Source organism: Chroococcidiopsis sp. SAG 2025 (genome assembly GCF_032860985.1).
In the GTDB taxonomy this organism is placed as follows: Bacteria; Cyanobacteriota; Cyanobacteriia; order Cyanobacteriales; family Chroococcidiopsidaceae; genus Chroococcidiopsis.
The window spans coordinates 1121605-1139150 of record NZ_JAOCNC010000001.1 but is presented as its reverse complement, the minus strand read 5'-3'; the positions used below and the strand labels follow the sequence as shown (position 1 = coordinate 1139150).

Genomic DNA, 17546 nt, shown 5'->3' with positions numbered 1-17546 from the left:
TTCTTTACTGATAACTGACAACTGACAACTGATTTATGGAAACAGCAGAGAGAAATATTACGGCGCATTTAGAACAACCTGAGCAAATGCTTGCAGGCGGAACTGACCCAGCATTTTTTGACTGCCAAGAAGTATGGTATCCCGTCCATTACGTGCAAGATTTGGATAAATCTAAGCCCACACCATTTACTCTATTGGGACAAAATATTGTGATTTGGTGGGAGCAGCAAGCTGGTTGCTGGCGCGTGTTTGAGGATAAATGCCCTCATCGCCTCGCGCCTCTGTCGCAAGGGAGAATAGCTGAGGATGGGTTGTTAGAATGCCCTTACCACGGATGGGCGTTTGCTGGTGCGGGAGACTGTCAGCGCATTCCGCAACAGGTAGTAGGTCAAGCAGTGACTTCTCCGAGAGCCTGCGTGCGATCGCTTCCTACAACAGTAAAGCAAGGGCTGCTGTTTGTCTATCCTGGGAAAGCTGAGAATGCAACCAAGACTAAAGTTCCTGTCATTGAACCCTTGGAAGAATCCTTAGAGGGATGGGTTTGTATCGATACATTTCGCGACTTACCCTATGATGCACTAACGCTAATGGAAAATGTCTTGGACGCTAGCCACGTTCCTTTTACTCATCACCGTTCTGTAGGGAATAGGGCGAATGCCAGTTCGGTAGAATTGGAGGTAGTCGAGTCTGGCAAGCACGGTTTTACAGGGGTGTGGCAGGAAGGACCTCGACGCGGAACTTTAGGACGGCAAGACACGACTTTTGTAGCTCCAGGGTTGATGTGGCACGACTTGACATCAAAGCAATTTGGGCGAACGCTCACTGCTGTCTACGCTACTCCAATTCGCAAGGGTGAGTGTCGGCTATTTGCCCGTTTTCCGTTTAAATTTGCTTCTAAATTGCCTGGTTGGATAATTAAGCTCACACCCCGCTGGTATTCTCATTTGGGGCAAAACTCTGTTTTGGAGGACGATCAAATTTTTCTGCATTACCAAGAGCGATATCTCGAAGCAGGTGGGGGGAGTGGTAATTTTACTAAAGCTTTTTATCTACCGACTCAGGCTGATGCTTTCGTGGTTGAGTTGCGTCAGTGGGTTAATCGGTATAATGCTAATCCATTCCCAGGGGAAACTTTACCACCGGCGTTATCAACAGCACAGTTGTTAGATCGCGATCGCTCTCATACTTCTAAATGTGCTAGTTGTAGAGCAGCACTGGCAAATCTTCAACGCCTGCGGTTAGGACTCGCGATTGTTGCAGCAGTCATCGCAATTATCAATCCACCTCTGACTCTGTTTTTAGGAGAAAATGCCGCTACAGGTTCGCTTCTGCTTACAGCAGTAGCTTTAATTCTAGGTGCGGTTTGGCTGTGGTTGGGTAGCGTAGAAAAGCAATTTTATCAAGGTCGAGAAATACCATTGCGTAATCTACCTGAGAAAAAGCGATCTCGCCATTAAATAACGTTAAAAAAGAAAGAGGCGTTGCATTCAACGCCTCTACTCCTTGTTTTTTAACTCTTGTAGCTGTTTTTCGCTCCAAACAACATAGGAAATTGCCCCACCCATTGCTCCTACAATCAATAAAAAAGTCATCATTGCGATCGCTCCTTTGGCAATTTACGTACTTTGAGCCAAATTTAATCCTTAATTCATCAATCTACAGTCTTACGCTCTACATTTATCCACGGGTTTTATTGCAATTAGTATAGAGATAAATCTATAGATTGCTCGATTGGCGAATTTAAGCTAGTGGCGATCGCTGACTCTGCCTTAGCGGTAATCTATACACAAGAGTGTTTATTCGCCCGATCGATTGCTTGTGACCTCCACTCGCATTCACCTATTAGTTAGCGATCGCAGATTGATTCTGTTGGTGTTTTACTGCGAGGAACAACAAGTATGGCAATTTCGCGTGTTGCGTGGAACTGGTGTATTTGGCGAGGGAAAAATTTACTACACGGCTGAGGCAGCAGAAAAGGCAGCTAGGGAATGGATTGAAGCCGATAGTTAAATAGTGCGGTTCGATGTCACCATCAATAAATCTTTTGACTTTTAACTTTTAACTTTTGAATTTGAATTACTGTGGTTCTCGTTTCATTGTCCATAAATGCAGATTAACTTCTGGCATATCGATAGTTTTCAGCACTTGAAAACCATGCTGGCGATAAAAGTAAACGTTTTTCTCAGAGAAAGTTTCTAAGTAGCAAGGTATTCTTTCTAAATCGGCTTGCTGTAAGATCGGTTGCAACAGCGCACTGCCGATTCCTTGTCCTTGATGAGATGGTTCCACGCCAAGCAACTCCAAATACCAGTGACGTTCTGGCATATTACGTTTGTGGATTTTCTCGATTTTGCTTAATAGCATCATCTGTCGCCAAAATGCTCTCAGTCCAATTTGAAAAGGGAGTGTAAATAAGCCAGCTTGCCACATTTGACTTAGATCGAATGAAAATTTCTCTTGAGGTATCCAGACTGCAACTCCTTTAATTTCATCTGCTGTTGTGTAGGCACGATTGTAAGCACAGCCATATCAGACTCCAAAAGCAGCACAGCACTCTACTTTACGTCCTCTGTTGCGAACTCCTTGAGGAATAATATGAGTAAATGATGGAGCATTATAAAATGCTCTGCCAATTAGCTCGATCGCTGCATCAAGTTGAGATTCTCGGAGGGGAACGATTTGAATCTCCATCTTTGATAGATCTCCGTTATGTAGTTAAGTTTTAGAGAGACTCAAGAACGAATCAGCACCTGGATCAGTTTGTTCATCATCCATTCATAGCTTTCGTCTTGGGATTGAGGTAGCAGAAATAAACCTGCTTTTTCAGCTTCAATAAAGCCGTGAAATGCAGCGTGTAACATCCTCACTGCATGAACGATTTCGTCTTGACTAAAACCCAAGGGTTCGAGAATGACTGTATAGAAAGAGATTACAGTCTGAACGATTGGCATAAAGTCTGGATCGCTTAACTCTATTTGCGTACTCGTCACAACTGTATACAGTGCTGGATTTTGCCGTGCAAATCCACGCATAGCACGACCAACACCCTTGAGCGAAGTTTGCGGGTCTTTGCTCTCGGCACTACTGTTGACACAGGCTGTCACTAATCGTTGCCATCCTTCTAGAGCCACGGCGCGACGCAAACCTCGATTTCCATCAAAATGTTTGTACATGGAAGGAGGTTGAATGCCAAGCTCTCTAGCAATGCGATTCACGCCTAAAGCTGACTCTCCTTCCTGTTGCAAGCAGGCGATCGCCGCCTCAATTGCCGCTTTTTTAGTTAGAGTTTGTCCTTGTGGGCGTGACATAGCCAGACTTTGAGATAATTTACTTGTAGATTTAGCTAATAGTATTAGCTTTAGCTAATGAGATTAGCTTAATAAGATCGTTTGGATTTGTCAAGCCTGTGGCGATCGTTTATAAACGGGTTTCGTGAAAGTTCTAAGGATGCTATGTGGTGGAGCGAAATTTTATACTCTCAGTAATCTTTTTTCGCAAAACATTACAAATAATCGCTGCAATGCCAAATTTTGAACTTAAGTAACAAAAATTTCCAACTATTTGTATTGTACTGCTTCTCACTATAAGTATGTATTTTAAACTACAGAAAAATCTCAAGGAATGGGGTTTTCCTGGGGGTAAATATGCGTTGGCGGAAGCGATTTTCTCTGTTTGGCTTGTTACTAGTAGTGAGTTTAACTGCGGTATTGCTATCGACAAACTTACTAGCTCCGAAGCTGACTCTTGCCACAGAAGCCCTGCTACAACCTGCCCCAACTCAACCGCTTGGTTACTACGACTATTTTGGAAAATTACTCACCCCGCAAGCAGCCGAGAAACTCGTGCGCAAAAAGGGTCTAGACCCGAGCGCTCCTGGCGCTTTTGAACGAATTGGCGCTGTTCGGATTACCCAACAGTTGATAGAAGCTGGGGATGATATTTTCCTCAATCGCAAAGTTGGTGACACGCTGGGAATTCAAGGTGTCCTTGGTTTCGGTACGGGCTTAGCGCGGATTCAACCAGAGTTAATCGCAGCAATACAAAAATTAGGCGGGCGACCGACTACTAATTTACAACTTACCCTCCAGCAAGATTTAAAGTTGGGCAGTCATTTCTATGCCAAAGGAAGCACGCTCGATACTGGTTTGGATGTCCTTTTGGGAGCTACTTTCCCGATTGGTTTGAAGCCTGACGGCAACTTTACTTGTGCGGTATGCCATGACATTACATCTCAATTCGGCGATCGCCTCAAGGGAGTACCCAATGGCGATCTCAACGTTCGCTTTTTGATTGCGCTCGCACCCAACTCCACAGCAGGCTTTGCTCGCTTAAATCTCGACCCGCTCGACCCCAAATATCAAGGTAACGGTAAGGCGATCGTTGATAGTCGCGGCAATTTAGTCACTTTACCCGATCCGCAAAAGTTTGAGGATGCTTTCGATGATACCTTGCTAGACGTGCCTTTCGGTCACTTTGAGAGTTCTCCTGATGGCATCAACAACACCACTCAAATACCAAGCGTCTTCACTTTTAAGAGCGGTCCTTACTTTTTCGACGGGCAGTTTGCGATCGGTCCCTTTGCTGGATTAAGTGCTACTGGTAACGGCGTTCACTCATCTGAAGGTAATCTGCTAGCAGCAGCACAGCTCAGCGCCGAGACTTTGGGCTTAGATCCTGAAGTTTATTTAGGTGTTGTCCTACAAAATGCTGCCGATCCTCGCTTGCGTTTACCAGAAGGAGTACGGGTAAAACCTTCGGAATGGCTGCGCCAGGTTGCTCCTGACCCCAGACAAGCAGAACTAGAAGATCAGATTCCGGCTCCTGGTGCTGGTACGTATCCCAATTTGCGACCTAGCTTATTTACATACAATGGAGCGATTTTCAGCCCTGACAGCTTTGCTCAAAACGATATTGCTAGCGGACCCTTCTTATTTGCCGACAATGCTATGGCTGCCTTTCAAAATAGCCTAGTACCACCTCCCAATCGAACCCAAGAGAACATCACGGCACTGAAAAATGGTTCCGTGCGGCGCGGCGCTCAAGTCTTTCAACGAGCTAATTGCGCGACTTGTCACGCGCCTCCTTTCTTTACAGACAACAAAATTTACCCTTTGAAAGAATTAGGTAATAACTCAGCTCGCGCGCGATCGCGTCTTGCTTTGAAAGACGTGCTAGTACCACCCAAGCTCTACACGCTTAACAATCCCGTACCTGTCCCTGCTAATGCCGAAGTGTTAGACGTACCAACAGAGGGGATTAGCGACAGTCCAACCACTCTACCAAAAGGTTTCTTACCAGATGGCGGTTACAAGACTCTTTCCTTACGGGGAGTATATCTCAGCGCACCTTATCTGCATGATGGTGGAGTAGCAGTCAGAGCAGGCAGCTTGAAGATACAATCTAATGGCAGTTTTACGGTAGTCGATCGCACGGGTTTAGGTTTAACTGGAACCCTAAGCATCGGTCAATCTGCTGATAGTGCAAGTAGTTTACGTGCTTTACTAGATCGTCAATTACGCAATCAAGTTATTGCGGCTAATCAAGCTAATCCCGCTTTAGTACGCAGTAATTTAGATGGAACGGGACATGAATTTTATATAGACAAAACTACAGGATTTACTCCGGCACAGCAAACCGATTTAATTAATTTCTTACTTGCATTGGATGAGGATCCGGGTCGTTTTTAGTCTTGCAAACGCACGCCAGTTATGGGAAAACAACTTTGTGAGTGGGTGCATGACCTAAAAATAAATGTGCTGCCGATCGCAAGACAATTTCCGAATATAGAATCTTCTGAATAGTTAAACTCGGTGCGCGTTTGGCTGCGGCATTGTAAGCGGCGATTTCTCCTTCTAGGGTGAAATCACTTCCAGTCAGATAGTGATCGTAATCGTGCATTGCCAAGAAGATAAAGCCGTAGATCGGGTTGGGGTAAATAGAGCTATCGTAGCTATCAGCAGAAACCCAGAGATGACCTCGTTCAATATCGGCAAACATCTGTTTAGAATTGTCATAGCGCATATAGTCTGAAAATTGCAGATTCAGGGGCAGTTGTTGAAACTTACCCATCAGCCAATCGCACATCCTCGCGATCGCTTCAGCCGAAATTTCAGCAGGTTTACCTTCTAGATAAAGTCTGGCAAGGGTTTCGACTTGAGACGTAGTTGTATTTTCTTGAGCGGCTATCATATCGTTCTCTGCTTGTAATGGTGCTGTTCACATCCTGACAATTTCTAATAACAATGTCTTTGAGATAGCTCATATTTTGAACGTAAAGTGTAGTGCATTGTGGAAAATTCATGTTAAAAATTAATTTTTAATTCTAAATAACCCGTTTCTGGATCTGTGTATCTAAGAAAACGAAATTCTTCACTTACACCAATAACTATTTCAGCAGTGGTGTAAATAATGCAACCATCAGTTAAATGCCCGCCAATCGTTTTTCCATTGCGATCGCTAATGACGATATGTAGATGAACGCCTGTATTAGCAACCGTGCCATTCAGAGAAAGAATTTCAAATTTATCGTGCAATATTGTAAGTTCCTCGCGATCAGCAAAGCGAATCGCTGCTTGCTTCAAACTCCCAATTGCAGTTAAAATAAACCCTGCTTCAATATTCTGTGTCTGAGCGAAGTCTTTTAAACTTTGTCTTAAATCTTGGTTGGGCTTGAGTCGGAGAGGAAGAATCTTCATTAATTATTAATCCAAAGTTCGTTATATGCTACCTATTATGGTAAAGTGGGCATTGCCCTGCTCCCTGCTCCCTTTCCACTGATAACTGATAACTGTTAGTTATGCAGGCAACAACCGAACAATTGCAGCAAATCTCAATTTTTTCAGGTTTGGAACCAGAGCAACTGGCATATTTAAAACCACATACTTTAGTCAAAAACTATCTACGCGGAGAAATTATTCTCCATGAAGGCGATCGCCTACCTGCTAAACTCTTTTCAGTTCTTAGTGGAACAATTCAGGTTAAGAAAACCGCTTCTACGGGTAAAGAAACTATTCTGCGAACCTTATCAACAGGAGAATTATTCGCTGCACCTTCCCTATTTGGTGATGGAATTTCACCTGCAACCGTGGTGAGCGATCGCGACTGCCAAATTCTCACCGTCGATCGCGCTGTACTCCTAGAAATGATTCGCCAAACTCCAGAAATTGCCCTGCGGATTTTAGTTGTGATGAACGATCGCCTGCAACATCTGCACAATGCCGTTCATGGATTAGCATCAGAACGAGCGATCGTGCGGCTGGCGCGGTTAATTCATACTTCTGTGATGGAGGAAGGCACGGAGTCAACAACAGCAGGGCTATGCTTGCGATCGCGCCTTCCTTATTATCAAATCGCCCGCAGCATTGGCATTACCTATGAAGAATGCGTGCGTTTGTTCAAACAGTTGCAACCAATTGTTAGCTATCATCGCGGTGGCCAAATCGTGTTGCGCGATCGCCACAAGCTAGAAGAGATTGCGGCAGGTGATTGAAACCTCTCAGTTCTCTTCCCCTGCTCCCTACTCCCTACTCCCTTTTGAGGAAGATTGTCTGACGATAAGTTTTGTCTCTAAGATATGAGTTGTTTTTTTATTGGGGATACCTAAGAGAATTTCAGCCGCGATCGCGCCTTTTTCTACTAAAGGTTGTTGTATGGTTGTCAACGCGGGTCGTACTTGAGCGGTAAGGGGAATACCATCAAAGCCAACAATTGCCACGTCTTCGGGAACTTTTAACCCTAGATGTTCTGCTGCCCGTAATGCCCCCAGCGCTAATATATCGCTCATGGCAAGAATTCCTGTCGGTCTGGGATGTCGCTGTAATAAAGCGATCGCCGCAGCAAAAGCCCCATCTACACCATTGCTGTTGGGAGACTCCTCGATTGGCACAAGAGTAGGGTCGATACCTGCGTCTCGGATGGCATCAGCATAACCCCACCAGCGGTATAATGCATTGCGAAAAATGGCGCTTTTGAGTCGTTGGGCATCAACTGGACCTGCATAGGAGTCGTTGTGAAAATCCATTGCAATGATGCCTAAATGCCTGCGATTGAGACTGAGTAAATGTAATGCTGCGGTACGAGCAGCTTGGCGATCGTCAATGCCAATAAAGGGTACACCTTTTAGTTCTGGCTGATCGACTGCCACTACAGGCAGCTGTCGTTCCAAAACTCGTACGACTGCCTCACTTTCATCTGGAATACAGTAAAGGATGAAGCCGTCTACTGCTGCTTGTTGAATTGTCTGTTGGGCAACATCGGAGTCTAAAGCTGGAACGATCAACAAACTAGCTTTTACCCGTTCGCATACTTTCGATACTCCCTGCAAAAAGGCGATAGATACCGGATCGTTAAAAGCATAGGGTAGTGCTTCAGAAAATATCAAGCCGATTGCACCTGTTTGTCCTGTCCGTAGCATTCTTGCCATCGGGTTTGGACCCGCATAACCCATCTCCTTCGCCACCGCTAGCACTTTCTGTTGAACTTCTGGAGAAAGTTGATCGGGTCGATTAAACGCATTTGATACCGTTGTACGAGATACCCCTGCTGCTCTAGCAACATCCAGTAGCGTGATGGATTTTCTAGCTTTACTCTGCTTCATGCCTTTAACATCTATCTTCCTCCAATTTTCCCTATAAATACGATTTTAGGGAACTTGATCGATTCAGAAAAAATCTCTAGCATAAGATGGTAACTGAATCGATTCAGTAGAAAACAACTGTAACAATGTGTGAGGCAAACTATGATGAGAACCTACGAACAATGGCGCAACTACAAAGAGCTAGAACTGATTAGAAGGCATCCGCCTGTCAAAAACCTGTTAGAACTACAAATTCTGTCTGTATTTCGAGGATTTGGGCATTTTTGGCAAAATTTGTGGTATGGCAACAACGAGCCACAGATTAGCGAGATAACAGATTCTACCGGACAAACGCGATGGAAAATCTACGAGCCAACTAGCGATCGCACCTTTCAACTCGAATCGCAACAGGAAGTTTTAACTTGGCTGGAACAGCGCCATCAGTAGCCAGTTATCAGTGGCTAGTGGCTAGTAGCTGGCTAGTGGCTAGTGACCAGTAACCAGCGATTTAAGAAAGGGTCAGAAGACAGCAAAAGCAGAATTAGTTTTGACTTCTGATTTCTGACTTTTGACTTTTAACTTTCGAGCGGGTTGGGGTTCTGTGGGAACCGAAATACTTTTCACTGCGATAACGCAACCAAACTCTTAAAACTTGTGGAATTTGGTCTTTTTGCTCCGGCGTGAGAGTATTGTAGAGCGCTAAAGCGCGATCGCGTTCGCCACGACAAGCAGCATTATTATGAGCATCCCAGTAGCTTCTAGCAACGCGAATTCGCCGACAAACCTCTTTGATGAGTGCTGCTTCTGATAAAGGTTTTTCCTTAGTCATTGGTCATTGGTTATTGGTCATTGGTTATTTGTGACTCACCGCGCACCACGCACGACTCACGACTCACTAAATTACTAAATTATTTCGCCAACTGATTTGCTTGACGGGCAAGTTCTACATCTTTGGCTGTAATTCCACCAGCATCATGAGTGGTTAGATCGATCGTAACGCGATTGTAAACATTAAACCACTCTGGATGATGACCCATTGACTCGGCAACTAGAGCCAAACTCGACATAAAGCCAAAAGCTTCTACAAAAGACTTGAACTGATACTGACGGTGAAGCTTTCCGGCTTCTATACTCCAGCCACTCAATTCTCCCAAAGCTTTTTTCAATTCTGCTTCAGACAGTTGAGAGTTACTCATTTGAGAATTGCTCATTACATACTCCTGAATTGCTGGTTGTGCGGAAGATATTGAGTTTCCCAAGCTAGGTTGAGTAAACAAAGCGCTCGCTGTTAATAACGATCCTAGACAAAAGAGCGCGATCGCGAAGTGTGACGAATGCTGCGGCAACCATCTAAACAGAGATTTTTTGAAATTCATAAAAAAACAGAAGTCGTGCGATCGTATTGCTATCGATCGCAAATTATGTCATAAAAATTTTTTATCTCAACAGATGTACTCAAAATTCTTCTACGATCGCCTTTGGTACAGCCTAGTTTTTTGCCTGATGTAATATAATCCGATTACCATCAGGATCGTAAGCGTAAATTTCTCTGCCGTGAGAGGCTCTAACAATTTGCCCTGGTGGGGGATAGCCAATTGTTGTGAGATGGGCGATCGCTGCTTCTAGATCTTTGACTTCTAAACACAAACTCATGCTGTTTTGAGTTGAGTTAATAAATTCTGCTTGGTTTGATGTTTTAGGTTTAAATATGCCCAAACGCAAACCTGATATCTGAAATTCTGCATAAATATTAGGAATTCGATCGAGCGGAGTTTGCTCTAGAAATTGCTGATAAAAGTTGACTAGCAATTCAAAATTTTGAGTTGCTAACGTGACTAATGAGTCCGTGCAATTTAACACCATATTTGTTCATCTAGCAATTCTAGATCGTTTACGAACAACAGACGCTTTTTTAGTTTAGTGGGCATTGCCCACTCTCAACTTTAATTACTATTTGCTGTTGCTGGTGAGTGTAGAAGATCCCTTGCAGGATCGCCTAAAGTACGAACGTTGGCTGCAAATTCTAACAAAATCCCATCGGGATCGAAAAAATAAAATGAAGAAATAAACGTATTTTCATCAAGTTCAGGAACAAAACCAGCCGGAACATCAGCATGATGTAGTACTGATGTCACCACGGTTCAGTTAAGGCTCAAAGTGTTGTAAATTAAGCATTGTTCCCAAGAATGGAAAGTGAGTGTAGTGCATCTGAAGGATTTCTCATTGTTGTCTCCTACGATACAAAGTAGTGATGTGTTCAAAGCGATAGAGGCAGCCATCCCATCCACGGAGATCGAGCAAGCGATCGCTAAAACTAAAGTTTGTGAACAACGTAAACGCTCGTTACCAGCACAATTGGTAATTTGTTTGGTAATTGCGATGAGTCTGTGGTCACGAGATTCGATGAGAGATGTGCTGAAAAACTTAATTGATGGGCTGAGCGAAGCATGGGTGAAAGTGGGGAAATACTGGCGAGTTTTTTGTAAATCAGCAATAACGCAAGCCCGACAACGATTAAGTCCAAGGGTGATGAGTCAATTGTTCCATCAACTGGTGCGACCAATGGCTAGCACCGATACCAAAGGAGCATTTCTCAATGGATTGCGAATTGTGGTAATTGATCGGACTTGCTTCGATCTGCCAGACAGCGATGAAAATGCGAGAGTTTTTGGTCGTCCGAGCAGCCGTCCTGGCACACAAGCCGCATTTCCCAAACTGCGATTAGTCATTTTGGTAGAAGCAGGAACACATTTAATCTTTGATGCATTGATGTGTCCATATCGAATAGGAGAACGAGTGCGGGCATTAAGATTATTACGCTCCGTGAGTTCAGGGATGTTGTTGATGTGGGACAGAGGGTTACATTCTTATGCAATGGTGCAAGCAACTGTCACAACTGGTAGCGATTATTTAGGAAGAATTCCCGCAAATGTCAAGTTTTTGTGCGAAGAACCACTGGCGGATGGTTCTTATCTGAGTTGGATTTATCCACCTGCTAAATTCCGCTCAAAAGCTTGCCAGCCCATACAAGTCCGAGTGATTGAATACACAATTGGTAATACCGACAACCCAGAGGAACAACTAAGATATCGCTTAATTACCAGCTTATTGGAATTGGAGAAATTTCCGGCTCAACTACTGGCGATTGAATATCATCAACGCTGGGAAGTAGAAAATACTATTGATGAACTCAAAGTACATTTATCAGGACGAAAAACTCATATTCGCTCTCAAAAACCGCGTGAAGTTGTGCAGGAAGTTTACGGGTGGTTGTTAGGACACTGGGCTGTGCGGTTATTGATGTTTCAAGCTGCAAAGAGCGCGGGTATCACTCCTTTGCGTCTGAGTTTCACTGGGACATTGCGAGTTATTCGTCGTGCTATCCCGAAATTTCAACGCTTGCAATCACAAGAACTCCCCTTTTTTTAAGTTGGTTAACTGTAGAGATTTTAGACACTCTGTTACCTGAACGAGTTTCTCGTACCAATCCCAGAGTTGTAAAAAAACCTGTATCCAAGTTTCGCTCAAAAAAGCCAAGACATCGAGCCACCCCCTCCCGAACCAATCCTCCTATTTTCTTTATCCTCAGCACAGCGTAGCCTTAAATGAACCGTATTGGTACTGATGTGACTGTTAGAGCTGATTTATAAAGTAAAAATCAAGCAGCTAGTCGTCTCAGCATCAGCCGTACCATAGCAGCGTAGACCATAGATTCACTTATTTCCGGTAGGAGTTCATAATCCTTACTTAGTCGTCGATAGCGTCCTAGCCAGCCAAAAGTTCGTTCAACTACCCATCTTCTGGGCAAAACTTCAAACCCATCTGTAATCCGCTTAACTATTTCTACTTCTGCACCGCAGACTACCATTACAGCTTGTGCAAAATTCTCTCCACTGTAGCCACTATCTGCCCAAATTAGCTCTAAAGACTTAGAGTTATAGCACTCTTCTAGCAATGCCACTATTGCTCCTAATCGTTCTGAAGCATTAGCTTCGGTGATTACTACACCCATTAGTAGTCCTTGAGGATCTACTACGACATGGCGTTTGCGACCTTTAACTAGCTTGCCGCCATCAAAGCCGGATACTTCCCCTTTTTTCCGTCGTTTTTACGGACTGGCTATCCACAATTGCAGCAGTAGCTTGATGAGATTTGCCCAGCTTCATCCGTACTTGTTCACGTAAGGCAAGATTTATCTGCTGCCAAATTCCTCGTTTTTGCCAACGCCGAAAGTAATAATAAACCGTTGAATAGGGTGGGAAGTCATGTGGTAGCATCTCCCAAGCACAGCCAGTTTTCAGCAAATAAAAGATGGCATTTACTACCTCACGCATATCCACAGTACGTGGATGTCCTCCTGGTCTTACAGGTGGAATTAATGGTTCAATGATTTGCCATTCTCGATCGGTTAAATCACTTTTGTAAGCTTTTCTACTCATGAGGCAATGCTTTGGGCTACTGTCTTGTCATAGTAAAAGCCTCTTGCCTCCATTCTCGCTGCTTTCAACTTTTCTTTATAAATGACCTCTTACGCCCTTTGCCGCTAATTTTTCTCGATACTCTTCTAGTTTTTCTAGAGGTACATTAAAAGCAAGATGATTCATTGAAGCATGGGCAGTTGTGAAATTACCATTTTGTAATCCTTCAGGATTAACTGATGCAATTCCAGGTGCAGCAGCTGGTGCTTGAGGGAACCAGAAAAATGCGATCGCCTCGCCGTTACCAACATCAAAAAAGAAATGCTGTCCACCGTCAGGTAGGGCAATTGTTTTAATTAGGTTTAATCCTAAAGTATTAGTATAGAAGTCTACTGTACGCGCCATGTCTTTGCATACTAATGCAATATGATTGATACCCTGCAATTGAAAGTCTATCATGCTCAATACCTCTAAAAAAGACAGGAGATAGAAGAGATTACAATAGGTACAAAAAGCGATCGCTACCCAGGCGATCGCATATTTATCGTACTAACCTTGGTGGCTAAACTTATTCCTCTAGATAACTAGAGCTATCCCAAAAAATCTGCTCTAGAATAAACTTGATTGCTTCCAAATATAGAGCGTTGTGATAAGACTCTTCATATTTCTCAAACAACTCTTTAATAGTAAAAACTCGCCGTTTAGCAGATTTCGTTTGCTGATGTAGTTGAGTTCGAGGTGTTACAGTTTTTACTTGCTGCTTAATCAAAGTAACTTGAATGGGCAATTGCCCTTCCGCTTGTTGAAGCGATCTTTGTCTTCCTATCCTGACTCTCTTGCTTTTGTTTTTAGGAGGAAACAACAAATATCCAGCTACGAATTTAGTAGAAAGCAGTTGAGAGTGTTTGAATTTCATGATGTATTCCAATTATGCTTCGCTTCAAGTAGGAGTATCTAGTCTGGCAAGATGGAAGCTAGCTGAGGCAGTCTCGATCTCTCGCTCCAGCTCTACCATGCTCGGTAAGCGGGTAGGGAAGGCAAGGGAGAAGAAAGAAGCAGTCTTAACAATCGGAAGAAAATAGAAGATTCTGCCTTGCTCAAGTCGGGAAAGAGTCAACTCGTGACCCACAATTTGAAATTAGGATATTAATGTGAATAATTTGTGAACTGTTGACGGTTGATGGTTTTTTGGTTGTTGTCCCTCTGCTCCTAGCCTCCTCTGCTATCTTCCCCCGATTCTGAGACGGGCGGGTTTTGTGGGGAGATTGATGGCTTTAGTTGTAAATCTTTGGCTAAACCCGCCCCCTACAATTCCCAACTCTCGACCCCGACTCCCAACTTCCCTTATTCACTCCATTGCAGGATATCGCGGATTTGTGCTACCAATTCTTGGGCTTTGAAAGGTTTGGCGATCGTACCCGCTACGCCTAAATCAAGTAATTGCTGTTGTTCGCTGGTTCTGACCTTGGCAGTGAGAAAGATTGTGGGAATATGACAAGTAGTAGTATTTGCCTGTAGTTGCTGAAATGTTGCGGGTCCATCTAAGTCTGGCATCATAACATCTAGTAGAATCGCATCAGGTTGTTGAGCTTGAGCTATGTCTATGCCTTCACTACCAGAAGCTGCTGGCAAAACCTCCCACCCTGCTACTGCTTCGAGACTGAATTGGATAATTTCTCTGACACCATCTTCATCATCAATAACTAGTACGCGCTTAGTAGTCATGTCGCTACACTTCAAATAGTCATAAAGCGATTATGACTGCGATCGCAAATGGAATTGGTAATTGGTAGTTGGTAGTTGTTTTTTGCTCCCTCAGCTCCCTCAGCTCCCTCAGCTCCCTCAGCTCTCGTCCCCCTGCTCCCTACTCCCTGCTCCCTGCTCCCTTGTCCTCTATGAACGCCTCCCAGCCGCAATGGATCGTCCCAACCGAACAGCCCCCAGAGTGGTTCGTGCAAGCAGTTAGGGAATATGCCCCTAGCGCACGAGGATTTGCGGCACAACTGTTATGGCAAAGGGGAATTCAAGCGCGAGAGGAGTTACCTGGATATCTCAATCCTCGCAGCTATCAACCTGCTAGCCCATTTGAATTTGGGCAAGAAATGCACTTAGCAGTAGAAAGATTGCAAATTGCTCGCGATCGCCAAGAAAAAGTGGCGATTTGGGGTGATTTCGATGCTGATGGTATTACTTCTACAGCGGTTTTATGGGATGGATTGGGACAATTTTTCTGTCAATATACCCAACTTTCCTATTACATCCCCAACCGCCTTACCGAGTCGCACGGGTTGAACTGCCCTGGAATCGATCTGCTTGCCCGCGATAACTGTAAGTTAATCGTGACTTGCGACACTGGTAGCACGAATATTGCAGAAATTCTCTATGCGAAATCTTTGGGCATTGATGTAATTGTCACCGACCACCATACTTTACCCGCAGAACGTCCACCTGTTACGGCAATAATTAATCCGCGTTACTCTCCTTCAGAGCATCAATTATTTCATCTATCTGGGGTCGCAGTTGCCTACAAACTTATCGAAGCTTTATATCAATTTTTACCAAATGTACCGCAACAACCATTAGAGGATTTACTCGACCTCGTCGCCATTGGGTTAATTTCCGATTTAGTACAACTGAGTGGAGATTGCCGTTATTTAGCTCAATTGGGTATCGAACGGATGCAACAGGATTACAAACAACTAGTTCAACAGCGACGGCGACCAGGAGTAGGGCGATTATTAGAAATGTGTCAGAAAAGTGGCGATCGCCCCACAGATATTTCTTTCGGTTTGGGTCCCCGCATCAATGCTGTCAGCCGAATTCAAGGTGACGCAAGCTTTTGCGTTCAATTACTGACCAGTGGCGATCGCAACTTAGTCGAGCGCCTTGCCCAAGAAACCGAATTGGCAAACACTCGTCGCAAGTCTTTACAAAAAGAAGTTTCCCAGCAAGTTACCCAAAAACTCAAGTCAGAAATCGATCTCTCCACCACTAGCGTTATCGTTCTCGTAGACTCCCAATGGTCGCCTGGAGTCTTAGGACTCGTCGCCGGACAAATTGCTCAGGAGACTGGTAGACCGACGATTTTGTTAAGTACAGAGTCGGGAGTCGGGAGTCGGGAGTCGGGAGTAGAGGAGAAGGGAGCTGACCCAGCTGAGGGAGTAATTCTAGCCACTAGTCACCAGCCACTAGCCACTCTCCCCACTCCCGCACTTGCTCGCGGTTCAGCTCGATCTGTCGGTAATATCGATTTGTACCAGTTAGTGAAAGATCAAGCGCATTTACTGCATAGGTTTGGCGGACATCCTTTTGCGGCTGGGTTAAGCATACCCGTTGAAAATATACCGCTATTTACCGCAGCAATTAACCAAAAACTCCGACAGCAGGGAAGCGCGCTCGCCGTGCCGTCCGTACAAGCAGATCTGGTGGTGACAGTAGCCGATTTAGGTAGAGATTTGTTTTTAGAACTGAAACTACTCGAACCCTGCGGTATGGGTAATCCCGTACCAAAATTGCTAATCCAAAATTGCTGGTTTGAAAATGCTTGGCATCGCAATCAGCAAGATTGGCGGGGAAATAAGGTGCAGTATATCAAAACAGATTTCAATTTGCGGGATGACTCGACTAAAACTAGTTTTCCTGGCGTGTGGTGGGGACACTATAAAGACGAGATCCCGACTGGACGCTGTGACTGTATTGTAGAACTCGACTACAACTCGTTCAAAAATAAACAACGTTACGAAGTCCGCCTCATTGCCGTCCGTACTTCCGACTCTTTATCTCTCACTCCTCACTCCGGACTTCGTCCCGCTTCGCTAACGCCCCTCGCTCCTCAAATTCTCGACTGCCGTGGTATGGCGATCGCTCCAGTTGACGATACATTTACAGGCGATCCATCCTCGCTTGTCGTGCGTACTTGTCCCACTTGTTGGGATGAGTTACGTGTCTGGATGCGGCGATCGCAGTTTGAAAATAAGTCTTTAGTTTTGGCATGGACTGCGCCTCAGCCAGTCTCACCACAACAAGTCTGGCAACAGTTAGTAGGAATTGCTAAATACCTTTGCCGTACTGGACAAACGGTGACTCGCGTGCAACTCAGTCAAAAGCTTGGAGTTAGCGATCGCCTTTTAGGATTAGGATTTACTGCTCTTTCCTACTTGGGCTTTTATGTTAGCTTTCAAGACCGCTATTTTCAAATTTCTCAAGAAGTACCGTGGCACATTGCAACATCTACAAATCTTTATGCTACCGATGCCGCTTACCTGCAAGCAATAGACAAATTTGCCCAAGCTGTCCGAGAAGAACAATTCCAACGCCAGTATTTTTCTACAGTTCCTCTCTCTACCATTCAAGCCCATGCCGCTCAAATAAGAGTGAGGAGTGAGGAGTGAGGGAGAAGTCGTAAGTCGTAAGTCAGAATTAACTGCTCCTCTACTCCCTGCTCGTGCGCTCCCTGTTAACTAATAACTAAATAACTGAAAATTGATTTAATAAATATGTGAAAAAGTTTACTAAAATACATTAATCGATCGTCAAAAATGAAATAGATATAA

22 protein-coding genes and 1 pseudogene are annotated in these 17546 nt (G+C 44.3%); 7 read left to right on the top strand and 16 right to left on the bottom strand.

The features are described from left to right. Nucleotides 1–35: 35 nt before the first annotated feature. The gene (locus N4J56_RS05510; RefSeq protein WP_317105540.1) at nt 36–1457 is read left to right on the top strand and encodes a Rieske 2Fe-2S domain-containing protein; all 1422 of its coding nucleotides are present in this window, start codon (nt 36–38) and stop codon (nt 1455–1457) included. Nucleotides 1458–1918: 461 nt separating this feature from the next. Continuing rightward, complete coding sequence (locus tag N4J56_RS40775) at nt 1919–2014, top strand: hypothetical protein (RefSeq protein ID WP_410500299.1); 96 nt, start codon at nt 1919–1921, stop codon at nt 2012–2014. A gap of 62 nt (nt 2015–2076) precedes the next feature. Here the strand turns inward: N4J56_RS40775 and N4J56_RS05500 are convergent, their stop codons facing one another. The 3 genes from N4J56_RS05500 to N4J56_RS05490 form a co-directional block, all read right to left on the bottom strand. Next, nucleotides 2077–2430 (bottom strand): GNAT family N-acetyltransferase, encoded by a 354-nt coding sequence (locus tag N4J56_RS05500; RefSeq protein ID WP_317105538.1) that lies wholly within the window; start codon nt 2428–2430, stop codon nt 2077–2079. Between the two features lie 99 nt (nt 2431–2529). After that, nucleotides 2530–2691 (bottom strand): hypothetical protein, encoded by a 162-nt coding sequence (locus N4J56_RS05495; protein WP_317105537.1) that lies wholly within the window; start codon nt 2689–2691, stop codon nt 2530–2532. Between the two features lie 41 nt (nt 2692–2732). After that, nucleotides 2733–3308, bottom strand: a complete 576-nt coding sequence (locus tag N4J56_RS05490) for a TetR/AcrR family transcriptional regulator (protein ID WP_317105536.1) — start codon at nt 3306–3308, stop codon at nt 2733–2735. A gap of 336 nt (nt 3309–3644) precedes the next feature. Between N4J56_RS05490 and N4J56_RS05485 the strand changes: the two genes are divergently transcribed. Further along, a complete protein-coding gene (locus N4J56_RS05485; protein WP_317105535.1) occupies nt 3645–5687 on the top strand; it encodes a di-heme oxidoredictase family protein in 2043 nt (680 codons plus the stop codon). A gap of 19 nt (nt 5688–5706) precedes the next feature. Here N4J56_RS05485 and N4J56_RS05480 read toward each other — a convergent pair whose 3' ends face one another. Continuing rightward, complete coding sequence (locus N4J56_RS05480) at nt 5707–6189, bottom strand: transposase (RefSeq protein WP_317105534.1); 483 nt, start codon at nt 6187–6189, stop codon at nt 5707–5709. Nucleotides 6190–6302: 113 nt separating this feature from the next. Next, the gene (locus tag N4J56_RS05475) at nt 6303–6695 is read right to left on the bottom strand and encodes a DNA-binding protein (RefSeq protein WP_317105533.1); all 393 of its coding nucleotides are present in this window, start codon (nt 6693–6695) and stop codon (nt 6303–6305) included. Nucleotides 6696–6796: 101 nt separating this feature from the next. On the opposite strand from N4J56_RS05475, the gene N4J56_RS05470 reads away from it, so the two are divergent. Beyond that, entirely contained in the window at nt 6797–7489 is a 693-nt protein-coding gene (locus N4J56_RS05470; RefSeq protein ID WP_317105532.1) for a Crp/Fnr family transcriptional regulator, read from the top strand. A gap of 27 nt (nt 7490–7516) precedes the next feature. Here the strand turns inward: N4J56_RS05470 and N4J56_RS05465 are convergent, their stop codons facing one another. Continuing rightward, the gene (locus N4J56_RS05465; protein WP_317105531.1) at nt 7517–8596 is read right to left on the bottom strand and encodes a substrate-binding domain-containing protein; all 1080 of its coding nucleotides are present in this window, start codon (nt 8594–8596) and stop codon (nt 7517–7519) included. A gap of 141 nt (nt 8597–8737) precedes the next feature. On the opposite strand from N4J56_RS05465, the gene N4J56_RS05460 reads away from it, so the two are divergent. Continuing rightward, nucleotides 8738–9022, top strand: a complete 285-nt coding sequence (locus N4J56_RS05460; protein WP_317105530.1) for a hypothetical protein — start codon at nt 8738–8740, stop codon at nt 9020–9022. Nucleotides 9023–9116: 94 nt separating this feature from the next. Here the strand turns inward: N4J56_RS05460 and N4J56_RS05455 are convergent, their stop codons facing one another. From N4J56_RS05455 to N4J56_RS05440, 4 genes are all read right to left on the bottom strand, one after another. Then, nucleotides 9117–9404: a Precorrin-3B methylase gene (locus N4J56_RS05455; protein WP_317105529.1), complete on the bottom strand. Its 288-nt coding sequence runs from the start codon at nt 9402–9404 to the stop codon at nt 9117–9119. A 79-nt stretch (nt 9405–9483) separates the two neighbouring features. Continuing rightward, nucleotides 9484–9786 (bottom strand): 4a-hydroxytetrahydrobiopterin dehydratase, encoded by a 303-nt coding sequence (locus tag N4J56_RS05450; RefSeq protein ID WP_317105528.1) that lies wholly within the window; start codon nt 9784–9786, stop codon nt 9484–9486. Between the two features lie 277 nt (nt 9787–10063). Continuing rightward, on the bottom strand, nt 10064–10438 hold the full coding sequence (locus tag N4J56_RS05445; RefSeq protein ID WP_317105527.1) for a VOC family protein: 375 nt from the start codon (nt 10436–10438) through the stop codon (nt 10064–10066). 80 nt (nt 10439–10518) lie between these two features. Further along, nucleotides 10519–10710 (bottom strand): hypothetical protein, encoded by a 192-nt coding sequence (locus N4J56_RS05440; protein ID WP_317105526.1) that lies wholly within the window; start codon nt 10708–10710, stop codon nt 10519–10521. Between the two features lie 157 nt (nt 10711–10867). Between N4J56_RS05440 and N4J56_RS05435 the strand changes: the two genes are divergently transcribed. After that, a complete protein-coding gene (locus N4J56_RS05435; protein ID WP_410500401.1) occupies nt 10868–12004 on the top strand; it encodes an IS4 family transposase in 1137 nt (378 codons plus the stop codon). Nucleotides 12005–12233: 229 nt separating this feature from the next. On the opposite strand, the gene N4J56_RS05430 is transcribed toward N4J56_RS05435, so the two are convergent. The 6 genes and pseudogenes from N4J56_RS05430 to N4J56_RS05405 form a co-directional block, all read right to left on the bottom strand. Beyond that, a protein-coding gene (locus N4J56_RS05430; protein ID WP_317105119.1) for an IS5 family transposase occupies nt 12234–13014 on the bottom strand; the annotation gives its coding sequence in 2 pieces (ribosomal slippage) (nt 12234–12678 and nt 12677–13014; 783 coding nt in all). Between the two features lie 87 nt (nt 13015–13101). Beyond that, nucleotides 13102–13452: pseudogene (locus tag N4J56_RS05425) on the bottom strand (VOC family protein); the annotation flags it as partial. 109 nt (nt 13453–13561) lie between these two features. Continuing rightward, nucleotides 13562–13909, bottom strand: a complete 348-nt coding sequence (locus N4J56_RS05420) for a hypothetical protein (protein WP_317105524.1) — start codon at nt 13907–13909, stop codon at nt 13562–13564. A 24-nt stretch (nt 13910–13933) separates the two neighbouring features. Then, nucleotides 13934–14122 carry a hypothetical protein gene (locus N4J56_RS05415; RefSeq protein ID WP_317105523.1) on the bottom strand — a complete coding sequence of 63 codons (189 nt, stop codon included), beginning with the start codon at nt 14120–14122 and terminating at the stop codon, nt 13934–13936. A 215-nt stretch (nt 14123–14337) separates the two neighbouring features. Further along, the gene (locus N4J56_RS05410) at nt 14338–14718 is read right to left on the bottom strand and encodes a response regulator (protein WP_317105522.1); all 381 of its coding nucleotides are present in this window, start codon (nt 14716–14718) and stop codon (nt 14338–14340) included. Nucleotides 14719–14729: 11 nt separating this feature from the next. Continuing rightward, nucleotides 14730–14951 carry a hypothetical protein gene (locus N4J56_RS05405; protein ID WP_317105521.1) on the bottom strand — a complete coding sequence of 74 codons (222 nt, stop codon included), beginning with the start codon at nt 14949–14951 and terminating at the stop codon, nt 14730–14732. On the opposite strand from N4J56_RS05405, the gene N4J56_RS05400 reads away from it, so the two are divergent. Continuing rightward, complete coding sequence (locus N4J56_RS05400; RefSeq protein ID WP_410500298.1) at nt 14889–17384, top strand: single-stranded-DNA-specific exonuclease RecJ; 2496 nt, start codon at nt 14889–14891, stop codon at nt 17382–17384. The two genes, N4J56_RS05405 and N4J56_RS05400, sit on opposite strands and share 63 nt — an antisense overlap. Nucleotides 17385–17546: the final 162 nt, after the last annotated feature.

What these genes read in the sequence shown, in the direction of transcription:
- N4J56_RS05510 (WP_317105540.1), top strand. Translation starts at nt 36, where the DNA reads ATGGAAACAGCAGAGAGAAATATTACGGCGCATTTAGAACAACCTGAG.
- N4J56_RS05500 (WP_317105538.1), bottom strand. Translation starts at nt 2,430, where the DNA reads ATGTGGCAAGCTGGCTTATTTACACTCCCTTTTCAAATTGGACTGAGA.
- N4J56_RS05495 (WP_317105537.1), bottom strand. Translation starts at nt 2,691, where the DNA reads ATGGAGATTCAAATCGTTCCCCTCCGAGAATCTCAACTTGATGCAGCG.
- N4J56_RS05490 (WP_317105536.1), bottom strand. Translation starts at nt 3,308, where the DNA reads ATGTCACGCCCACAAGGACAAACTCTAACTAAAAAAGCGGCAATTGAG.
- N4J56_RS05485 (WP_317105535.1), top strand. Translation starts at nt 3,645, where the DNA reads ATGCGTTGGCGGAAGCGATTTTCTCTGTTTGGCTTGTTACTAGTAGTG.
- N4J56_RS05480 (WP_317105534.1), bottom strand. Translation starts at nt 6,189, where the DNA reads ATGATAGCCGCTCAAGAAAATACAACTACGTCTCAAGTCGAAACCCTT.
- N4J56_RS05475 (WP_317105533.1), bottom strand. Translation starts at nt 6,695, where the DNA reads ATGAAGATTCTTCCTCTCCGACTCAAGCCCAACCAAGATTTAAGACAA.
- N4J56_RS05470 (WP_317105532.1), top strand. Translation starts at nt 6,797, where the DNA reads ATGCAGGCAACAACCGAACAATTGCAGCAAATCTCAATTTTTTCAGGT.
- N4J56_RS05465 (WP_317105531.1), bottom strand. Translation starts at nt 8,596, where the DNA reads ATGAAGCAGAGTAAAGCTAGAAAATCCATCACGCTACTGGATGTTGCT.
- N4J56_RS05460 (WP_317105530.1), top strand. Translation starts at nt 8,738, where the DNA reads ATGATGAGAACCTACGAACAATGGCGCAACTACAAAGAGCTAGAACTG.
- N4J56_RS05455 (WP_317105529.1), bottom strand. Translation starts at nt 9,404, where the DNA reads ATGACTAAGGAAAAACCTTTATCAGAAGCAGCACTCATCAAAGAGGTT.
- N4J56_RS05450 (WP_317105528.1), bottom strand. Translation starts at nt 9,786, where the DNA reads ATGAGCAATTCTCAAATGAGTAACTCTCAACTGTCTGAAGCAGAATTG.
- N4J56_RS05445 (WP_317105527.1), bottom strand. Translation starts at nt 10,438, where the DNA reads ATGGTGTTAAATTGCACGGACTCATTAGTCACGTTAGCAACTCAAAAT.
- N4J56_RS05420 (WP_317105524.1), bottom strand. Translation starts at nt 13,909, where the DNA reads ATGAAATTCAAACACTCTCAACTGCTTTCTACTAAATTCGTAGCTGGA.
- N4J56_RS05410 (WP_317105522.1), bottom strand. Translation starts at nt 14,718, where the DNA reads ATGACTACTAAGCGCGTACTAGTTATTGATGATGAAGATGGTGTCAGA.
- N4J56_RS05400 (WP_410500298.1), top strand. Translation starts at nt 14,889, where the DNA reads ATGAACGCCTCCCAGCCGCAATGGATCGTCCCAACCGAACAGCCCCCA.